Raw genomic sequence first — 18,344 nt, 5'->3', positions numbered from 1 at the left:
AATGAAAAACGGAAAAATACGAACGTACAAACCTCGTGATGTAGGGCAAGGATATGCTTTTATGACACCTACACTGTTTGTACTATTGCTGTTTGTTATTGCACCTATTTTTTATGCCATCTTTTTGTCTTTACATAAAGTTCAATTGCTGGGAGGAACTGAGTTTCATTTTCGAGGGCTTGAGAACTACATGAAGGTTCTTGAAGATGACAAAGCTAAAATTGCTCTTTGGAATACGGTGAAGTATGTAGTAATTGTTGTACCGGTACAAACCGCATTGGCACTTATACTGGCGGCCACATTAAATGCAGGGCTAAAAGCAGAAAAAGTTTTTCGCATTATTTATTTTTTACCTACACTTACATCATCGGCTGTATTAACGCTTATTTTTATGTGGATGTACAATCAAAATGGAATTGTGAACGAGTTTTTAAAGTTTGTTGGTCTTCCAACTTACAATTGGCTTGGAGATCCTCAGGTCGCTTTGATTGCCATTATGATTATGAACATCTGGGCAACAGCTCCATTTTTTATGGTTATTTATTTGGCAGCTTTGCAAGACGTACCAGATTCGCTTTATGAAGCAGCTCAGTTAGATGGGGCTAATGTATTTCAACGATTTTGGCATATTACAGTTCCGAATCTGCGACCGGTTACATCATTCGTAGTGATCATGGGACTGATTGGTACGTTTCAGTTATTTGATCAATCGTTTATTTTCTCAGGAGGTTCAGGAGGTCCTAATAACTCGACTCTGACTGTTGTTCTGCTTATTTATCAATATGCATTTAAAAATTTAGGTACTATGGGGTATGCTGCAGCACTAGCCTTTATGCTGGCGCTCGTGATTTTGGTGGCAACGGTTATTCAGAGAAAGTTTTCAAAAGAAGAAAGTATGTACTAAGGGGGGAAGAAAAAGTTGAAGAAAAAAACAGGAGTCCTCATTTTATATACGATTTTAAGCATATACGCGCTGATTACTCTGATTCCATTTATTTGGGCGCTGTCCGCTTCTTTTAAAACGCTAGAAGAAATTGTGTCAGGTACGGTGAACTTTATTCCGAAACACTTTACGCTAGACAACTATAAACAAATTTTTGTGGAACAAAAGCTGTTCCCTCGCTGGATGTTTAATAGCTTATTCATTGCCGTAGTAGGAACAGCTCTAAATTTGCTATTTAACTCAATGGCTGGTTATGCCCTTGCACGCCTCAGTTTCCCGGGAAAGAAAAGTTTATTTATTATTATTTTAGCGGTGCTTATGATTCCTGGACAAGTAACGATGATTCCTAATTTTTTAATTTTAAAAGAGTTAGGCTGGTTAAATACCTATCAGGGAATGATTGTACCGGGAATGGTAAATGCGACTTTTATATTTATGATGCGTCAATTTTTTATTAATTTCCCAAAAGAGCTTGAAGAAGCAGCGGAGTTGGATGGGTTATCGAAGTTTGGAACATTCTTCAAAATAGTCCTTCCACTTGCAAAACCTGCCTTAGCAGCACAAACGATTTTTGTATTTATGGGGTTTTGGAATGATTTTATGAAGCCTTTAATTGTGATGTCTGATGAAAATATGTTTACGTTGACTTTAGGTCTTAACACATTTAAAGGTCAGTATATCAGTTATTGGAACTATATTATGGCAGCTTCCATGGTTTTTACACTTCCAATTTTGCTCATTTATGCGTTTTTTAACAAATATTTCATTAAAGGAATTTCGTTTACTGGAGGAAAATAAAAAAGAGGCTGGGATAAAAGTATTTTAGTTGGAATTACAAACGAACGATTAATTAAAAAATCATAATCGTTCGTTTTTTGTTGTTATGGTGAGCGTGAATTTCATATGTTTAGTTGCTTCTAGCTGTTGATTGAAGTTCACTCACATACTGATCAATCATCGTTTGCAGTTCCTCTAGGTTCGTTTTACTGTTGTTAACAGGCAGCTGCTTTAATGAATGAAGGGCACTATCCACAACAAACTTGCGTGGATTCGATTGTTTAAACATCTCTTCTTCAATAAAACTAATAAGCTCTGTGCATTTTTGACGTTCGAATTCATCCGTAAATTGTTTGTGAGCTTGCTTTTTTAAATCGATAAGTGCTGCGGAAATGTCCTGTTCTATTTGATTTTTAGTATTTGGGCAAGATGGAAGCCATTCTTTGATCGTTTGCGGATCGAGCAAAATGTCTCCTGAACTTGCTACTTCGTCTACAAGAGGAAGCAGACGCTTAACGCTGTAAGTTATAATCTCATGGGGATCGGTATTTGTACCGTTGACCATAAAATTATAGTGAAAGTTGCGGTGAAGCATGCCAAGAAACATAATTGCACAATCTAGCAGATAAGGTTTCTTTTCTTGTCCAAATAAATCAATAAACCGTTTGTAGAACCAGTTTACTTCAATGAACTGGGTTTTTTTTATGTATGCTTTTAAATCAGGATCATTAGAAACAAATACTTCTTCAAGTAACGTAAAAAATTTATGTTTGTGATGGTTTTTCATCTGCGCATCGATCTGTTTAATAAATACATCTACATCGGTCAGACTTTTACCAACCAGCAGCTGATTGCGCTCTTGTTCAATTGTTGTATGAAGCCAGGTAAAAACAGCGATTAACAATTCATTTTTTGAAGAAAAATAGTTGTAGAATGTTCCTTTTGAAATGCCGCTATAATCAATGATGTCTTGAATGGATGTAGCTTGAAATCCCTTTTCAACGAAGAGATGGTGTGCATTTTTTACAACTTGCTGTTTTCGATTATTCATTATTATCACCTAAATGTAAAATTAGACTCATGGTCCAACTTTATGATACATGATTTAAAGCGTTTACACAAATGTTCTTTTCAGAAAACTGAACGATATCACGACAATATATTGGTATAAAAGGATTATAGGACTAAAAAAGTTGAGAAAATAAAGAACGTGAACGTAAGATTTTTCACTTGCATAAATTGAACTCACAGTATAATATACTCTATGTAGAACACGTGTCTAAAAAAATGAACCTAAAGTATAAGGAGGTACAATAATGAGTCGATCGATAAATCAAATGGAAAAGCCGCCTTATGGCATAATTGCTATTTTGTTAATTGGCGCTTTTATCTCATTATTGAATGAAACGTTATTAAATGTGGCGCTGCCGTCTATTATGAAAGACTTAGATGTGACAACGTCAACTGTCCAGTGGCTTTCTACTGGTTATATGTTAGTGAATGGTATTATGATTCCAACTACCGCTTTTTTAATTCAGCGCTATTCTGTCAGAGGCTTATTTTTAACGGCGATGACTTTATTTACAGCAGGAACAATACTTGCAGGTGCTTCGCCCATATTTTCTGTGTTGTTAACCGCTCGTATTATTCAAGCGTCAGGCGCAGCTATTATGATGCCGCTTTTAATGAACGTATTGCTCACAAGTTTTCCATTAGAAAAACGCGGAGCTGCGATGGGGATTTTCGGTTTAGTTATGATTTTTGCTCCGGCAATTGGTCCTACATTATCAGGATGGCTAATTGAACACTATGAGTGGAGAATGCTGTTCCACCTTGTTACGCCAATCGCAGCCATTGTATTAATAGGCGCTTTCTTCCTATTAAAAGACAAAAAAGAAAAAGTGGAAATCAATTTGGATTTTTTATCCCTTTTGCTATCTACAATTGGATTTGGCGGACTTCTATACGGGTTTAGCTCAGCAGGGGATAAAGGCTGGGATTCTGTGGAAGTATACGGTACCATTATCGTAGGAGCTGTGGCTCTGATTTTATTTATTACACGTCAGTTCAAGCTTAAAACACCGATGCTTGAATTCCGCATTTTTAAATATCCAATGTTTGCTTTATCATCAACGATTTCGATGGTGATCACAATGGCATTATTCTCAGCCATGCTGCTAATGCCAATTTATGTTCAAACGGTACGAGGCATCTCTCCGCTTCATTCAGGATTACTAATGCTTCCAGGTGCGCTGCTAATGGGTGTGATGTCACCGATTACCGGAAAATTATTTGATAAATTCGGAGCGCGTGCATTGGCTGTAACGGGTCTAACGATTACAGCCGTTACGACGTATTTCTTCAGTAACTTAGAGCTTGATACGACCTATACAACGCTCATTACGCTTTACACGCTTCGTATGTTCGGAATGTCTATGGTGATGATGCCGGTTATGACAAACGGATTAAATCAGCTTCCGCAGCGTTTTAATCCGCATGGTACTGCGATGAACAATACGCTTCAACAAGTATCGGGAGCTATTGGTTCGGCTCTTTTAGTAACGGTGATGTCAAACCGTACAGCTACTCATGCAAAAGAGCTCGCTCAAGATGCAATGAGCGGAGCAGGAGCAGCTAATGCAACCGCAGCCGGGGCAGCTCAAATGAAAGAACAGATTGAGATGCAGGCAATGGTACAAGGGATTAACGATGCGTTTGCTGTCTCAGTAGTCCTAGTGGTGGTTGCCTTAATTCTTTCATTCTTCATGAAACGCGCAACGCCGGCAAGTGAAGATGAAGTGATAAAGGAAAAAGCAGCACGCGAGCAGTTTGCTAAATAAAAAAAATCCCCGCTGAGACAGCGGGGATTTTTTTTAGCTTGTATATCTAAAGCTTAAGCCCATTTTCTTTAATAATTTCCTGTAACCGATGGACGTTTGATCAGCCATAATATGCGCTTCCATCTGCAGGTCTAAAGGCAAGTCTTCAGGTTTTTGGTTTTCAACCATTTCACGGTCTTCGTCAAAGACGCGAAGGTTAAAGTCATACACACCTTCAACGGGAGAATCTTTGTCAAAGTTTCGAGCGATTGGCGCGAATAAACGTGTTTCGCGGGCTGAAATAGGAGAGACTGCATTCATAATCCACAGCTCTGCGCCTTCTGGGAAGTATACTTTTAGCGTAGCTGTAAACGGGGGATAAACATCAAAGACGCGAAGCCATTTAAAATCAGGTGGATTTAAATGCTGCTGTTCTTTGGAATAATTGCTCACGGTGCTCGTATATTCTACATGAAGCCCATAGTCTGTATCGCTTACTTTATATTTAGGCACAAAGGCGTTGTTTCGATCACCAAATGTGTCTGTGTGAACCCAAGCAAAATGAGCTACGTCTAAAAAGCCTTCCATTTGACGACCGGCTGAACCCATGATATCAAAGCTCGGACAAACAATTTGCTGAAAATCAGGGTCCTCCCACGCATCGAAATAAGGCAGGTTATCTTGTTCTCCTGTCAGGGACGTCCACACTAATCCATATCGTTCAATAACTGGATAGACGGCCATACAGAGACGGGGAGAAATGTTGGCGTCAGGGTGAGCTGGAATTGACGTGCATGCGCCGTCCGTTGCGTAGCGGAAGCCGTGGTAAGGACAGACAATTTCATCATCTTCCACCCAGCCCATGCTAAGCGGGGTGCCTCGGTGAACGCATAAATCACGTGCCGCTACAACTTTGTGTGTGGTGCGGTATAAAACTAGATTTACATCTAGTAATTTTACGGACGTTGGTTTTTCTGTTACATCACTGCAGCGTGCGACGGGGTACCAATACTTAGCAAGCGTCGTCCAATCTTCCAGGCTGAACGTGCAGTCTCTTGGGTAGGGAGTTGCCGTTTTTGATTTTGTCATGGTTGGTTGTTGTTCCATCTATTTTCTTCCCTTCTTTTGTAAGCTATTTTACTAAGGGTAATATAAAAAAAGAAAATTCACACAATTTATGTAAGAAGTTCTAACATGAAATATGGAACTTTGTAGAAAGTGCGAATTTCAGAAGACGCAAATTAGAGAATATACCAATAAAAAAAATTTAAAAAGCGCTTCCTAAATAAATTTAAACGTGATATAATTTTCCAAGACGCTGGTGTAGCTCAGTAGGTAGAGCACTTGCATGGTAAGCAAGAGGTCGCAGGTTCGATCCCTGTCGCTAGCATACTCAAAAACCTTCTTTCTTGTTGAAAGAAGGTTTTTTTATTTGGATTGGCTTTAAATTTATTCTCCGAATTATTCTTCCCCGCCTTGTGAAAACTTTAACAGTTTGATAGCCTTATTAGGAGGCTGTTAGAAAACATGTGTATCTTTTCCACTATGTCTTATGAATCATATTTAGAAATATTCTTAAAAGAATGTTTATTGCCTCTAAGTATTGGGTACACGAAACTAGGGGTTAAATTTCAACAGGGAGTGTGAACGATAATTTGATTACGTTTAAGAATGTGTCAAAGCAATATCCAGACGGTACGACCGCCGTGAAAAATATTAATCTAGAAATAAAAGAAGGAGAGTTTTTCGTTTTAATTGGTCCGAGTGGATGTGGGAAAACAACCACCTTAAAAATGATTAACCGTCTTCATGATATTACCGAAGGAGAACTATACATAAAAGATAAGCTCGTATCGGACCACAACATACATGAGCTGCGCTGGAACATTGGTTATGTGCTACAGCAGATTGCTCTTTTTCCTCACATGACCATTGCTGAGAATATAGCCATTGTACCGGAGATGAAGCATTGGAAGAAAAACAAAATTAAAACGCGTATTGATGAACTACTTACCTTGGTAGGACTAGACCCAAAGCAATATCGAAACCGAAAGCCGTCTGAGCTCTCAGGTGGCCAGCAGCAACGTGTAGGTGTAGCACGTGCCCTCGCAGCTGATCCCCCCGTTATTTTAATGGACGAACCCTTTAGTGCCCTCGATCCGTTAAGCCGCGAACAGCTTCAACAAGATGTTATTAGCTTAAAAGAAAAAATCAAAAAAACATTTGTGTTTGTTACGCATGATATGAGCGAAGCCATGACGCTTGGAGATCGTATCTGCCTGATGAAAGATGGGGAAATTGTTCAAGTTGGCACCCCGGAGGAATTCATTCAAAAGCCTAAAAATGAGTTTGTAAAAACATTTATTGGAAATCAAGGAAATGCTTTATTTGAGACATTGGATATGTTTGTCAAAGAAAGTGAACAGCCAGACGTAGAACCTACTGAAGAGCTAGCTTCAACCGCCACTGTTCAGCAGGCAATGGACGCCCTTTACGACCATGAAGCAATAGCTGTGAAAAAAGGGAGCAAACGCATTGGCGTTGTAACGCGCAAAACTCTATTAGCGTTTCTTTCTGATAAAACGAAAGAAGGAGGAACGCTGTAATGAATGCACTAAGCACATTATTAGATCAACGAGGAGATGCCCTGTTTCAAGCTCTTCTTGAACACATTCAAATTTCAGTACTGGCTCTTGTGATCGCCGTATTAATTTCAGTGCCGCTTGGACTGTACTTAACGAGGCATGACCGCATTGCTGAACCGATCATTGGCGTAACAGCCGTACTGCAAACCATTCCTTCACTCGCTTTATTAGGATTACTGATTCCTCTTGTCGGAATTGGAACCTTTCCCGCGGTTATTGCACTGTTTTTATATTCGCTTCTTCCTATTGTACGAAATACATATACCGGAATTAAAGAAGTGGACCCATCTTTAATTGAAGCATCCAAAGCCATGGGGATGAACTCGTGGAGACGATTAATCAAAGTAGAACTTCCTCTAGCGCTTCCTGTCATTATGGCCGGAATTCGCACAGCGATGGTACTCATTATTGGTACAGCGACAATCGTGGCTCTTATCGGAGCAGGCGGACTCGGAAGCTTAATTTTGCTTGGTATTGACCGAAGCGATAATAGTTTGATTTTATTAGGAGCCGTTCCAGCAGCATTATTAGCGCTTATTTTTGATGGAATTCTGCGAACGATTGAACACTCTGCTAAAAAAGGGTCCAAAAAACGCTCGTTCATCATGATCATCGTATTAATACTTATTCTTGTTTCTCCGTTTGCAGCAATGAGCGCAACAAAACCAGACCTTGTTATCGGAGGGAAAATTGGCGCAGAACAAGATATTTTAATCAATATGTACAAAGAATTAATTGAAGATCAAACCGATATGAAAGTAAACCTTCGTTCGTCGCTTGGGAAAACGGTATTTGTATTTGAGGCTCTGCGTAACAAGGAAATTGATTTGTACCCTGAATATACGGGGACAGCCATTGTGACGCATCTAAAGGAACAGCCGGACAGCAAAGATGAAACACAGGTGTACAAGCAGGCAAAAGAAGGATTTAAAAAGAAATTCGGGCTTGTCTATTTAGATCCAATGAAGTTTAATAATACGTACACATTGACCGTGACAAAAGAATTTGCCAAAGAAAATAATCTAACGAATATTTCAGATTTGGCAAATGCAACAGATAAAGTAAAAGCAGGATTTACGCTTGAGTTTAAAGATCGTGAAGACGGCTACGTAGGCATTCAAAAAGAATATGGCCTTACTTTCCCGAATATTAAAACGATGGAGCCGAAGCTTCGCTATCGCGCTGTTGAAAAAGGCGATATTAACATGCTTGATGCTTACGCAACGGATCCTGAAATCAAACAGTTTGGTTTAAAAGTCTTAAAAGACGACCAGCAGTTCTTCCCTCCGTATCAAGGAGCGCCTGTGCTTCGTGAAGATACGCTAAAAGAGCACCCTGAACTGAAAAAAATCTTAAATCAACTGGGTGGTAAAATCAGTGACGACGAAATGCGTGAAATGAACTATCAAGTAAATGCAAAAGGAAAAACGGCTGAAGAAGTCGCTCATCAATTCTTAGTAAAAAAAGGATTAATTAAAAAATAAAAATGAAGACAAAACGATCCGTACAAAAGTATTTTAGCTAAAAGAAGATCCGAACGATAAATCGTTCGGATCTTTTTATTGGCATGGTGGACGTAGCTTTCATATATGTAGGTGCTTCTAGCAATTGATTGGAGCGCAAGAGGCAATTTATACTCGATCATTTACTCCATTTGTTCTTCTTTATATTGGCGTGATTTCGTTATGTTTCAATCTCTTTTTGCTGTGAGAGAAGCATTAATGAAAATACGATTTTATGAACAAGCTAAAGGTACCAAATTTGTTTTTTGATGGAGAGGAGGCGCCGTTATGAATTCATTTTTTGCGTGTCATCCTGTACAACATTCTTTTCAGCTTTTTTCAGTTGAACACCTTGTAACTTTAGCCATTATCGTGATCATAGGAACAGTTATTTTTTTGTGTCGAAAGCAGCTGCGAAAAAAGAGGTTTGTGTTCGTTTTGCTTTCACTCGTTCTAATTGCTTCAGAAACGGCCTACCAGGCTTGGGAAATCGGATGTCATCAGTGGTCCGTTGAAACTTCTTTGCCTCTTCAGCTGAGTGATATAGTCGTGCTGCTGGCTGCTGTTATGCTGATAACCAAAAGCAGATTTCTTTTTTATTTTGTGTACTTCGCAGGAATCAGCAGCTCTGTTCAAGCGATGATTACCCCAGACCTTGGCGGCTATGCGTATGCCCAGTTTCGCTATGTGCAGTTCTATGTATCGCATGGCGGTGTGGTACTTGCTTGCTGTATGCTAATTGCTGCCTGCAGATATGAGCCGACGTTTCGTTCTTTATGGGTAAGCGTAGTATTTGTTAATCTGTACGGAGGTTTTATCTATGTCATGAATCGTTTACTGGGTGCGAATTATTTATACATGATGAAAAAGCCAGAGCACGCTTCCTTGCTGGATTTTCTTGGACCTCATCCTTGGTATTTAGTATGGATTGAAGGAATCATGATTCTTAGCTTTCTTGTCCTTTATCTTCCGTTTTGGGTACATAAAAAAATTAAAGGTGATAAAAGCAAAGTCAATTTTATTGAAGCAGAATGATAATACTGGTAATTTATAAGTGTAAACGAACTCGGATTTCCTGAAGGAAAAGGAAAGAATGAGTGAACAAGACGTGAGAGGCAAGCGTAAAAAATAGAAAAGAAAAAAGCAAGCACAGACATCAGAAGGAGAGTATCAAAATGAAAACACTGGTTATTTTAGCGCATCCAAATTTAGCATCTTCTCGTATTAATAAAGCGTGGGCAGAGCGAGTAAAAAAAGAGGAGGATGTGTACGTTCATGATTTATACGCAAACTATCCCGATTTCAAAATTGATGTAGAAAAAGAGCAGGAGTTAGCTGTTCAATTCGATCGTATTGTTTTTCAATTTCCATTTTACTGGTACAGCTCACCAGCACTTTTAAAAGAGTGGCAAGATGTTGTTTTAACATACGGATGGGCTTATGGAAGCAAAGGTACTAAACTTCAGGGAAAAGAGTTTGTCGTAGCTACTTCGACAGGAGGCCCTGCAGAAGCTTATCAAGAAGGGGGATACAACCGTTACCCAATGAATCATCTGCTTCTTCCTTTCCAAGCTATGGCAAATTTAACAGGTATGAAGTTCCAAACTCCATTTTTATTTCAAGGAGCAGGCGGTGACCTGAGTGACAAAGTTATTCAAGATAGCGCAGAAAGCTACGCTCAATTACTAAGATAATAAAAAAAGCCGCGTCAAAGCGGCTTTTTAATTTGCGTTTGTTCGTGAGAAAGAAGTAAGCAGCTTTTGAGGAGCAATATCTAATCCTTCAATCAGTAGTCCTGTCATAGCCGTTAGACTCCCGACTTCAAAAGATTCCCCAGCTCTCCAAAATGCTGATTCACCTTGTTTGATATAAATTTTCAGTCCGTTATCGCCAGCTACCCAGCCTTCCCCGTGAACGACTAAAAGAAGCTGTGGAATCGTAGCTTCTTGACGGGGGGTATAATCATTTTCTTGAAAAGATAAAAAGCTGATTTTGACATCTCCAGTATGAGAAAGCAATGGGTTTACTTTATAGGTAGAATGAAGAAAGGAACGCTCTTCTTCAGATTGAAAACCATATAATTTCATCATTTCATCTCCTTGACTAAAAAATATAAAAAAGAAGTCCTTCTCTTTTCATATACGCATACAGGAGAAAAAATAGAACTCCAAAGAAACAGCTGTTTTCTAGAAAACAACTCCATTTTATCTCCATTTTTTGTCGAAGCTGAAAATTTTTTGAAGGATAGGGAGGAAAAACAGAAGTTTTTTTGAATAGTATAAAAAAAGGTGTCCTCTAATGGACACCTTTTCCTAATTTAAAAATGACTGTAACGCTTGTTTGTTTTCTTCAAGGTCGATGCTTAAAACAGCACCAATACCGGATATTCGTTCATTTGAATAGGAACCTTCAACCGGTAAACGAAGAGATTTTAAATCTGGCTGATTTCCAACTAAAAAATCTTTTCCTATCACAATAAATGTTTTTGGCGGAATATTTGTATCCACATATGGATCAATGACACCCCATAGCTTAGGAGCTTTCGCCAGTGTCTTTACTTGAAGAGCTTCATCCATTAATTTACCAATCACTTCTTGTTGACGCTTCACGCGCCCGAAATCACTTTGGCTATCATGGCGGAATCGCACGTATCCTAGTAATTTATCTCCGTGAAGAGTTTGTTTTCCAGGTTTTAGCGTCATGCCAATTCCTGATGACATTTCGTGTGGCACGGTAACCGTAATTCCCTCAGGGGCAATCGTATCGGCAACTTTAGAAAAACCTTTAAAATCAACAACGGCATAATAGTTTACATCTACGCCGAAATTTTCTTTAATTGTCTTACGCATTAATTCGGGCCCGCCAAATGCATAGGCTGAATTTAATTTGTTTTTGCCATGTCCAGGAATATCCACATATGAATCACGCATCAAAGAAACAATTTTAGGCTGATTGCTGTCTTTGTCATAATGAGCAATCATGATTGTATCGGCACGCGAATGTTCTTCACCGCGAGAGTCAATTCCAAGAAGCAGCACATTCATGCTATCTAAATTGGCACTTGCACCATTAAAATCAAACTGTCCATCTTTCCCAAAAGCTCCGTCTGCTTCTGCTAATCCTTGTTGGTATTGATAATACACATATGCACCAGCGGCGATTACAAGAATGAGAAAGAAAAGAAGTAGCTTTCTAAAGCGTTTCTTTTTTCTTTGCTTTTTTCTTTTATGTTGTTTACGTTCTGTACGTTCTTCCAAATGTCTCACCATCGCATTCAAAAATATTAATACTTTTTGTTTAAAACCAATTATGCAAAAAATTATAAAACGACATAATAAAATTAACACTAAGGAATTAGATTAGCAAGTACGTTCACTAGTAAATCTGCGAAGACAGCTAAAATAAGAGAAGTGTACAAATAGAAGAAAGAGGAAATAAAGGTTATTTTTTTCGAGGATATTTGTTATAATCTATCATAGTTAGGGAAAAAGTTCTGTCTTTTAAGAAGGGAATAAGAGAAAAGTCTCTGTTTGTTGAGAATTAAATATAGGTCTAAGTGTAGAAAAAAGGAGTGAAGCGAATGAGTATATATGTGTCATCTTCGAACCTTGTGCTGATTCCAGAAGCGGCGTTAAGTCATTGGAAACCTTATGGCGCGGGGGAATTGACCGGAGCTATTATTTCAGGTAAGGATAGTGCTGAAATAATTAGAGAGCTTAATCAATCGTCTATTCTGCCTTTTACAAGTTTTTTCTATCGAAAGCATTTTGTTATTCTATTTGATAAAGAACAAGTGAAAAATCATTTTGAACAGCTGCTTTTATTATATAAATCTCAGGGCTATATTTTTTATTCTTCTACTTTATACGATGATCATTGGTCCCAGGTCCTTGAAGGAACCAAGCAGCTGCTAACGGTAAATGGACAGGTGGTACCGGTGCTTGAGCTTGAACAAAACGGTGAATTTGACGTTGTGCGTGATGAAGGTGGTCTTCACATTGTGATAGATGATGACGAAGACGAAGAGAAGCAGCTAGAAAAAAAAGTTCATGAGCTCCCGCTTGAAGAAGGTAACTATTTTATTGGCGATCCGGGATTTGTTGAAAACCGAGACATGCTGGTAAAAGAATATTTTCCTAAAGGTACGTACGAATTTATTTATAGATACGGAGAAAATGGCTGGCTGATGAAAGTAAGTATTCAGCGAAAAGCGATTAAAGAGCAGCTTACTACTCTTCACGCGGCTTTGTCTTAACCTCTATTCATTGTACAATATTGCTAAATAACTATGTTATAATAGTAATATTGCACAATGAAAGGGGTTTTTTTAATGGAAGCACGTTTGCAAAAAGTCGTATCATGGCTGAAGGAAAAGAATGTAGAAACGGCCTTTATTTCGTCAACTGAAAACGTATTTTATTTAACTGGATTTCACACGGATCCGCATGAGCGTCTGCTTGGTTTATTTTTATTTAATGAAGCGGAGCCGATGCTTGTTTGTCCATCAATGGAAGTGGGTCAAGCAAAAGAAGCCGGCTGGAAATTTGATGTGATCGGATATGAAGACCATCAAAATCCTTGGGAACTTATTAAAGAAGCTTTACATAAACGAAACGTAATGGATGTGAAAAAAGTTGCTGTAGAGAAAGAGCAGCTGCTGTATGCGAGAGCTGAAGAACTGCTTAATTTATATCCAAATGCTGAGCTAGTCGGAGCAGAAGAGAAATTAAATCAGCTGCGTCTAATTAAAGATGAGCGTGAAGTTGAGATTCTGCAAAAGGCAGCTGCATTAGCTGATTTTGGCGTAGAAGTAGGCGTAGCTGCCTTAAAAGAAGGCGTTACGGAAATGGATGTTCTGGCTAAAATTGAATACGAGCTAAAGCGAAAAGGAATTCGTGAGATGTCGTTTTCAACGATGGTGTTATTTGGTGAAAAAACGGGAGAAGCGCACGGGAACCCAGGTCTTCGCACGTTAAAGCCAGGAGATATGGTTCTCTTCGATTTAGGTGTAGTGCTAGATGGATACTGTTCAGATATTACGCGTACAGTCGCGTACAAGTCGATTAATGATAAGCAAAAAGAAATCTATGAAACGGTACAGCGCGCCGAGCAGGCAGCTCTTGAAGCTTCCAAGCCTGGCACTCGCATTGGCGACTTGGACATGGTAGCACGCAATATTATTACAGAAGCAGGGTATGGAGAGTATTTCTTGCATCGTCTTGGTCATGGCCTTGGTATCAGCGTGCATGAGTTTCCTTCAATGAGCCGCAACAATGATGATGTGCTTCAAGAAGGCATGGTGTATACGATTGAACCGGGTATCTATATTCCAGGACTCGGAGGCGTGCGTATTGAAGATGATGTAATCATCACAAAAGATGGATACGAAACGTTAACGAAGTACCCAAAAGAATTACAAATTATTTCATAATAATGTCATAAAAAATAGGGGCTGCCATGGTGCAGGCTCTATTTTTTTATGGGAAAAGAAAAAATTGGTTAAGGTTTCTTGTTTGCTTCTTGAGACAATTTCATAGTATGTTACGAAACGATAACATTTCTATCACATTTTCTAAAAACTATATCGTAAGCGAGTGCGGTAGTATATGCTGTACAGTAGGGGACTTTTTAAGGTCGCAAGCAAGGAGGTTTTTTATGAGTAATTTTACAAAAGATGAAGAATTAATTATACATAAAGCAATAGATGTATTTGGTCAAAAGGACCGAATTGAAGATTATTCAGATGAACGAAAAAAGCATGGTATTCACGTTGTGGCATGTGAAAATCATCCGCGTCAAGACGTAACCGCGTATGCAACGCTCGGTGGACATCAATGTCCGACAGGTTATACAGTTGGAGGGATCCCGCTTCGAATTGAAATTGTTGGGGCATGTCATGAGGAGTTCGGTATTTATTCTGCTATTTTAGCAAACTGTATTTTCCATATGATGAAATCTCATGTCTCCATTTTCCCAGGAGCTATTTATAAAGACGTTATTGCAGTCCTTGATGACAGCTTTCATATGCAGCACATTTTGCTGATTCCGCCGTTTTTATGGGATAATTTTTCAACGATTGAACTATCTGATAAAAAAGTAACGTTCCTGCAGGCCGTTCCGATTTCAGAAAATGAACGTGCTTTTGCACTTGAGTACGGAGTAGATTCGTTGCTAAGCCGCTTTGATGCTGAGCAGGTTAATGTCTTCAATTTAGAAAGAAGATCTGTTGTATAAACAAAAAGAGCGCCGACTGAGACGCTCTTTTTTGTTATTGATTAGTAGGTCAATTCTTTTTGAGGTATAGCTTTTTTATGACTCGTTTGGTAGCTGTGAAGCACCATGCCTGCTACGATAACTCCCATTCCAACCCAAGAAAGAATCGATGGCAAAGGACTTGATAGAAGGAAGACCTCTCCTAGCAGGGCAAATAAAACTTCCATCGATTGTGTAGCTTCAACTGCACCTAATTTGTGAGAATCTTTTTTCACAAGGTCAGTTGCCGCAAAAAATAAAATCGTTGCACACACTCCTGAAAGTAAAGCAACTAAACTGCTTTGATACATCTGAGTTGGTTTTGGTAGTCCATCGGTCAAGTAGGCATAGACAGAAAGAATAATCCAAAACGGCAGGCTTGAAAGCGTCATTCCAAGCACGCGCTGAAACGTATTAAGCGACGACAGCTCCATCATCTTACGGTTGCCAAGCGGATACGCAAAAGACGCAATTAAAATGGGAATCGTACAAAGCAAGGCAGTAGCCGCCGACAGTTCAGTCGCATGCTCAAGCTGCATGAGCACAACTCCTATTAAAATAATAAACGAAAAACCTAGCTGCTTGAAAGGAATGGCTCCTCGCTTTTTTCCTTCCTTGTAAAACAAAGGAGCTAGGAGAGATCCCGATAAAATCGTGATTTGCCAAGTTCCTGCAATAAGCCAGCCGGGACCGTAGGCGGAAGCAAAACAAAGAGGAGCGTAAAATAAGCCAAATCCGACCGTGCTCCATAGCAGCCATTTTTGCGGCTGGGCTTTTATTTCTGCCACCACAGGTTTGATGCCACCCCAAAAATAAACAAGCATAAGCAAAAGAGGTACCATAAAAAAATAGCGCAGAGATGCGCTCCACGCCCAGCTGCCTCCAGATAAATCCATCGCTCGATTTAAAACGAATGTAAAAGCAAAAAAGAATGATGCAGCAACGCCTAATAAAAGAGGCTTCACTTTGCTTCCTCCTCACTTGTCAGCGCTTCACCTAGTGTCAGCCAGTTTGTTTCGACAAGCTGTGATGTCAGTGCGGAATCTTTTTGACGGCAAGCATTTATGATTTCTTTGTGCTGATCAACGGAAGCAAGGCTAGCAAGAGAAGAAAAGCGAGCGATTTCCAGACGTTGAATTTTGGCGCTTGTTTGTTTTACAACACGTTCTAGCTCTAAATTATTCGCCCGGTTTAAAAAAACGGAATGAAATGCTTCATCCGCTTCGATCGCTTTCAGTACATTTCTTGTTTTGATTGCATGTTCTAGAGATTGATTATGTTTGATTAGTTCGCCCATATCTTCTTCTTGTAACGAAGTACAAGCCAGCTTAGCAGCAAGTGCATGAAGAGCTGCGACGACAATAAAAGATTGTTTTGCCTCCTCAAGGTTTAATGGAGCCACTTTTGTAGAAGAACCAGGTGTCGTTTGTACAAGGCCTTCATCTTCGAGCCTTTTTAACGCTTCTCGAACAGGAGTGCGGCTAACTCCAAATTGCTCAGCCAGTTCTTTATCCTGAAGCTTTTGTTCCGGCTGAAATTCAAGCATAACGATATTATGTTTAAGTGTTTGATAGACTTCCTCCCGTAGGGAAAGTCGTTTGAGAGGTTGAATGTTATTTTTCATAAAACCAATATATCGCATATCACATTAAATAACAATGTGAAATCTAAAAAACTTCGTCTAAAAAGCAGACAGCTGCTTTTTAGATGAAGAGCTTAATTACTGCTGCGCAAAGATTTAGATAAGATGCGCGCAATTGCTTTGCTGTGCTCAACCTGCGTTTTTTTGGACTCTTTTCGTTCAAGAGCTACTTTTTGAAGGCTTTTTTCTTCTTCAGTTTGAGCAATAACTTGAGGAACGGGAGCAGGCTTCCCGTTTTCTAATGCGACGAAGGTAAGAAAAGAAGTAGCAGCAATACGTTTAATGCCCGTTAACAAATTTTCGGCAATGACTTTAACAAAAATAATCATGGAACTTTTTCCTGTGACAACAACGAATGCTTCATATGAAATAAAATCTTCTTCTGTGACGGGCTCGATAAAGTCAACATGATCAATGGAAGCTGTAACACACGACTTTCTGGAATGTTTAGCTGCTGAAAGAGAAGCCGTCATGTCCATGTCAGCGACAATTTTGCCGCCAAAAAGGGTGTGGTGATTGTTTAGGTCATTTGGAAAAATGTGCTGTGATTTGACTACTCGTGAGACGCTGCAAAGTACTGCTTTTTCACTCATTGAAAACACTCCTTCAAACTGTTTATATGGTTTAATGTATGTTGACTACTTGTTCTTATGTATACAAGTTATAGAAAGCCCTTTCGTAAAAAGCTCTTCAAAAGCTTCTATATGGTAAAATAGAACAAATATGAAAGAGAGGATGAGAGCATGAACTTAACGCAATTTTCTAGAAGAAAATATACGGATTCCCCTACACCTTTAGAAAAGCTATCGGTTTTATCTCAGCAGTTAAACGGGCCTTCAATTTATATGAAGCGCGATGATATGCTTGGACTGACAGGGGGCGGAAATAAGACGCGTAAGCTTGAATATCTAGTAGCTGATGCAAAAGCACAAGGGGCAGACGTGCTTGTAACGTGCGGTGCGATACAATCCAATCACTGTCGTTTGACGCTTGCTGCTGCCGTAAAAGAGCAAATGAAATGCGTGCTCGTATTAGAAGAAGGGGAAAATAAAGCAAGTGATCAGCCGACGGGAAACTATTTTCTTTATCATTTATTAGGCGCTCATGACATGCGGTTTGTCGCTGAAGGTTCGGATTTGACAGCGGAAATGGAAAAAGTAGCGCGCGAGCTAAGTGAAAAAGGTCATAAGCCGTACCTAATCCCCGTAGGAGGTTCAAATGTTATCGGTGCAACAGGCTATGCTGCCTGCGCACAGGAGCTGCTTATGCAAAGCTATGAGCAACAAATAAAGCTTAGCCACGTAGTTTGCACAAGCGGAAGCGGAGGCATGCACGCAGGGCTAGTGGCAGGCTTTCAAGGCCTTCAAAGCGGGGTGTCTGTTATTGGAATGAATGTGAGTCGTGCTAAAGAAGAGCAAGAAATGAAAGTTGCCAAGCTGACGAGTGAACTTTATGATCATTTACATAGCAAAACGCCTTTTAAAAAAGAAGATATTGTTTGTATGGATGAATATGTCGGTCCAGGCTATGCTGTTCCAACAGAAGAGATGGTGGAAGCAGTCAAACTTGTGGCCGGTACGGAAGGAATTTTATTGGATCCTGTGTATACGGGAAAAGCGATGGCCGGCCTGATTGATTTAATTCGAAAAGGTTATTTTAAAAAAGATGAGAATGTGGTGTTCATTCACTCGGGGGGTTCACCAGCTCTTTATGCATATACATCGGTTTTTTCATAAAAAAGCAAGGGAGTCGACTCCCTTGCTT

The 18,344-nt window shown here is 39.5% G+C and carries 18 protein-coding genes and 1 tRNA gene; 12 read left to right on the top strand and 7 right to left on the bottom strand.

Annotated features, from left to right (window positions below; translation table 11 throughout):
• The first annotated feature begins 1 nt into the window (after position 1).
• Positions 2 to 904, top strand: coding sequence for a carbohydrate ABC transporter permease (locus ACMX9J_RS10585; RefSeq protein WP_016765225.1), 903 nt, complete (start codon positions 2 to 4; stop codon positions 902 to 904).
• 15 nt (positions 905 to 919) lie between these two features.
• Positions 920 to 1,741: a carbohydrate ABC transporter permease gene (locus tag ACMX9J_RS10580; protein WP_014458643.1), complete on the top strand. Its 822-nt coding sequence runs from the start codon at positions 920 to 922 to the stop codon at positions 1,739 to 1,741.
• Positions 1,742 to 1,850: 109 nt separating this feature from the next.
• Here ACMX9J_RS10580 and ACMX9J_RS10575 read toward each other — a convergent pair whose 3' ends face one another.
• Positions 1,851 to 2,771 carry a TetR/AcrR family transcriptional regulator gene (locus tag ACMX9J_RS10575; protein ID WP_034270579.1) on the bottom strand — a complete coding sequence of 307 codons (921 nt, stop codon included), beginning with the start codon at positions 2,769 to 2,771 and terminating at the stop codon, positions 1,851 to 1,853.
• Between the two features lie 265 nt (positions 2,772 to 3,036).
• Here ACMX9J_RS10575 and ACMX9J_RS10570 point away from each other — a divergent pair, with 265 nt between their 5' ends.
• Complete coding sequence (locus tag ACMX9J_RS10570) at positions 3,037 to 4,560, top strand: DHA2 family efflux MFS transporter permease subunit (protein ID WP_416225780.1); 1,524 nt, start codon at positions 3,037 to 3,039, stop codon at positions 4,558 to 4,560.
• Between the two features lie 33 nt (positions 4,561 to 4,593).
• Here ACMX9J_RS10570 and ACMX9J_RS10565 read toward each other — a convergent pair whose 3' ends face one another.
• Entirely contained in the window at positions 4,594 to 5,646 is a 1,053-nt protein-coding gene (locus ACMX9J_RS10565) for an aromatic ring-hydroxylating oxygenase subunit alpha (RefSeq protein ID WP_028415032.1), read from the bottom strand.
• Positions 5,647 to 5,856: 210 nt separating this feature from the next.
• Here ACMX9J_RS10565 and ACMX9J_RS10560 point away from each other — a divergent pair.
• The 5 genes from ACMX9J_RS10560 to ACMX9J_RS10540 all read left to right on the top strand — a co-directional run bounded on the left by ACMX9J_RS10560 (position 5,857) and on the right by ACMX9J_RS10540 (position 10,380).
• A tRNA-Thr gene (locus tag ACMX9J_RS10560) sits at positions 5,857 to 5,929 on the top strand.
• Positions 5,930 to 6,194: 265 nt separating this feature from the next.
• Positions 6,195 to 7,145 (top strand): ABC transporter ATP-binding protein, encoded by a 951-nt coding sequence (locus tag ACMX9J_RS10555; protein WP_014458647.1) that lies wholly within the window; start codon positions 6,195 to 6,197, stop codon positions 7,143 to 7,145.
• Positions 7,145 to 8,668 carry an ABC transporter permease/substrate-binding protein gene (locus ACMX9J_RS10550; protein WP_033579908.1) on the top strand — a complete coding sequence of 508 codons (1,524 nt, stop codon included), beginning with the start codon at positions 7,145 to 7,147 and terminating at the stop codon, positions 8,666 to 8,668. The genes ACMX9J_RS10555 and ACMX9J_RS10550 overlap by 1 nt, the downstream gene beginning before the upstream one ends.
• A gap of 306 nt (positions 8,669 to 8,974) precedes the next feature.
• Positions 8,975 to 9,721, top strand: a complete 747-nt coding sequence (locus tag ACMX9J_RS10545) for a TIGR02206 family membrane protein (RefSeq protein ID WP_416225779.1) — start codon at positions 8,975 to 8,977, stop codon at positions 9,719 to 9,721.
• Between the two features lie 140 nt (positions 9,722 to 9,861).
• Positions 9,862 to 10,380, top strand: a complete 519-nt coding sequence (locus ACMX9J_RS10540; RefSeq protein ID WP_033579910.1) for an NAD(P)H-dependent oxidoreductase — start codon at positions 9,862 to 9,864, stop codon at positions 10,378 to 10,380.
• Between the two features lie 27 nt (positions 10,381 to 10,407).
• Here ACMX9J_RS10540 and ACMX9J_RS10535 read toward each other — a convergent pair whose 3' ends face one another.
• Entirely contained in the window at positions 10,408 to 10,776 is a 369-nt protein-coding gene (locus tag ACMX9J_RS10535) for a cupin (protein ID WP_231099260.1), read from the bottom strand.
• A gap of 222 nt (positions 10,777 to 10,998) precedes the next feature.
• Positions 10,999 to 11,730: an LCP family protein gene (locus ACMX9J_RS10530; RefSeq protein ID WP_371129326.1), complete on the bottom strand. Its 732-nt coding sequence runs from the start codon at positions 11,728 to 11,730 to the stop codon at positions 10,999 to 11,001.
• Between the two features lie 536 nt (positions 11,731 to 12,266).
• Between ACMX9J_RS10530 and ACMX9J_RS10525 the strand changes: the two genes are divergently transcribed.
• The 3 genes from ACMX9J_RS10525 (at position 12,267) to ACMX9J_RS10515 (ending at position 14,920) form a co-directional block, all read left to right on the top strand.
• Positions 12,267 to 12,941, top strand: a complete 675-nt coding sequence (locus ACMX9J_RS10525) for a hypothetical protein (protein ID WP_033579911.1) — start codon at positions 12,267 to 12,269, stop codon at positions 12,939 to 12,941.
• Between the two features lie 75 nt (positions 12,942 to 13,016).
• Positions 13,017 to 14,117, top strand: a complete 1,101-nt coding sequence (locus ACMX9J_RS10520) for a M24 family metallopeptidase (protein ID WP_033579912.1) — start codon at positions 13,017 to 13,019, stop codon at positions 14,115 to 14,117.
• A gap of 224 nt (positions 14,118 to 14,341) precedes the next feature.
• Positions 14,342 to 14,920 (top strand): suppressor of fused domain protein, encoded by a 579-nt coding sequence (locus tag ACMX9J_RS10515; protein ID WP_013084584.1) that lies wholly within the window; start codon positions 14,342 to 14,344, stop codon positions 14,918 to 14,920.
• 41 nt (positions 14,921 to 14,961) lie between these two features.
• Here ACMX9J_RS10515 and ACMX9J_RS10510 read toward each other — a convergent pair whose 3' ends face one another.
• The 3 genes from ACMX9J_RS10510 to ACMX9J_RS10500 all read right to left on the bottom strand — a co-directional run bounded on the left by ACMX9J_RS10510 (position 14,962) and on the right by ACMX9J_RS10500 (position 17,173).
• A complete protein-coding gene (locus ACMX9J_RS10510; RefSeq protein WP_028415024.1) occupies positions 14,962 to 15,903 on the bottom strand; it encodes a multidrug resistance efflux transporter family protein in 942 nt (313 codons plus the stop codon).
• Complete coding sequence (locus ACMX9J_RS10505; protein WP_028415023.1) at positions 15,900 to 16,580, bottom strand: GntR family transcriptional regulator; 681 nt, start codon at positions 16,578 to 16,580, stop codon at positions 15,900 to 15,902. Before ACMX9J_RS10505 ends, ACMX9J_RS10510 begins: the two co-directional genes overlap by 4 nt.
• Before the next feature lie 74 nt (positions 16,581 to 16,654).
• Positions 16,655 to 17,173, bottom strand: a complete 519-nt coding sequence (locus tag ACMX9J_RS10500; protein WP_028415022.1) for an acyl-CoA thioesterase — start codon at positions 17,171 to 17,173, stop codon at positions 16,655 to 16,657.
• 150 nt (positions 17,174 to 17,323) lie between these two features.
• Here ACMX9J_RS10500 and ACMX9J_RS10495 point away from each other — a divergent pair, with 150 nt between their 5' ends.
• The gene (locus ACMX9J_RS10495) at positions 17,324 to 18,316 is read left to right on the top strand and encodes a D-cysteine desulfhydrase (RefSeq protein WP_028415021.1); all 993 of its coding nucleotides are present in this window, start codon (positions 17,324 to 17,326) and stop codon (positions 18,314 to 18,316) included.
• Positions 18,317 to 18,344 lie beyond the last annotated feature (28 nt).

It is taken from the genome of Priestia sp. RMT2NF4 (genome assembly GCF_047872835.1).
GTDB classification, from domain to species: domain Bacteria; phylum Bacillota; class Bacilli; order Bacillales; family Bacillaceae_H; genus Priestia; species Priestia zanthoxyli.
This window is presented reverse-complemented; position numbering and strand designations above follow the sequence as displayed.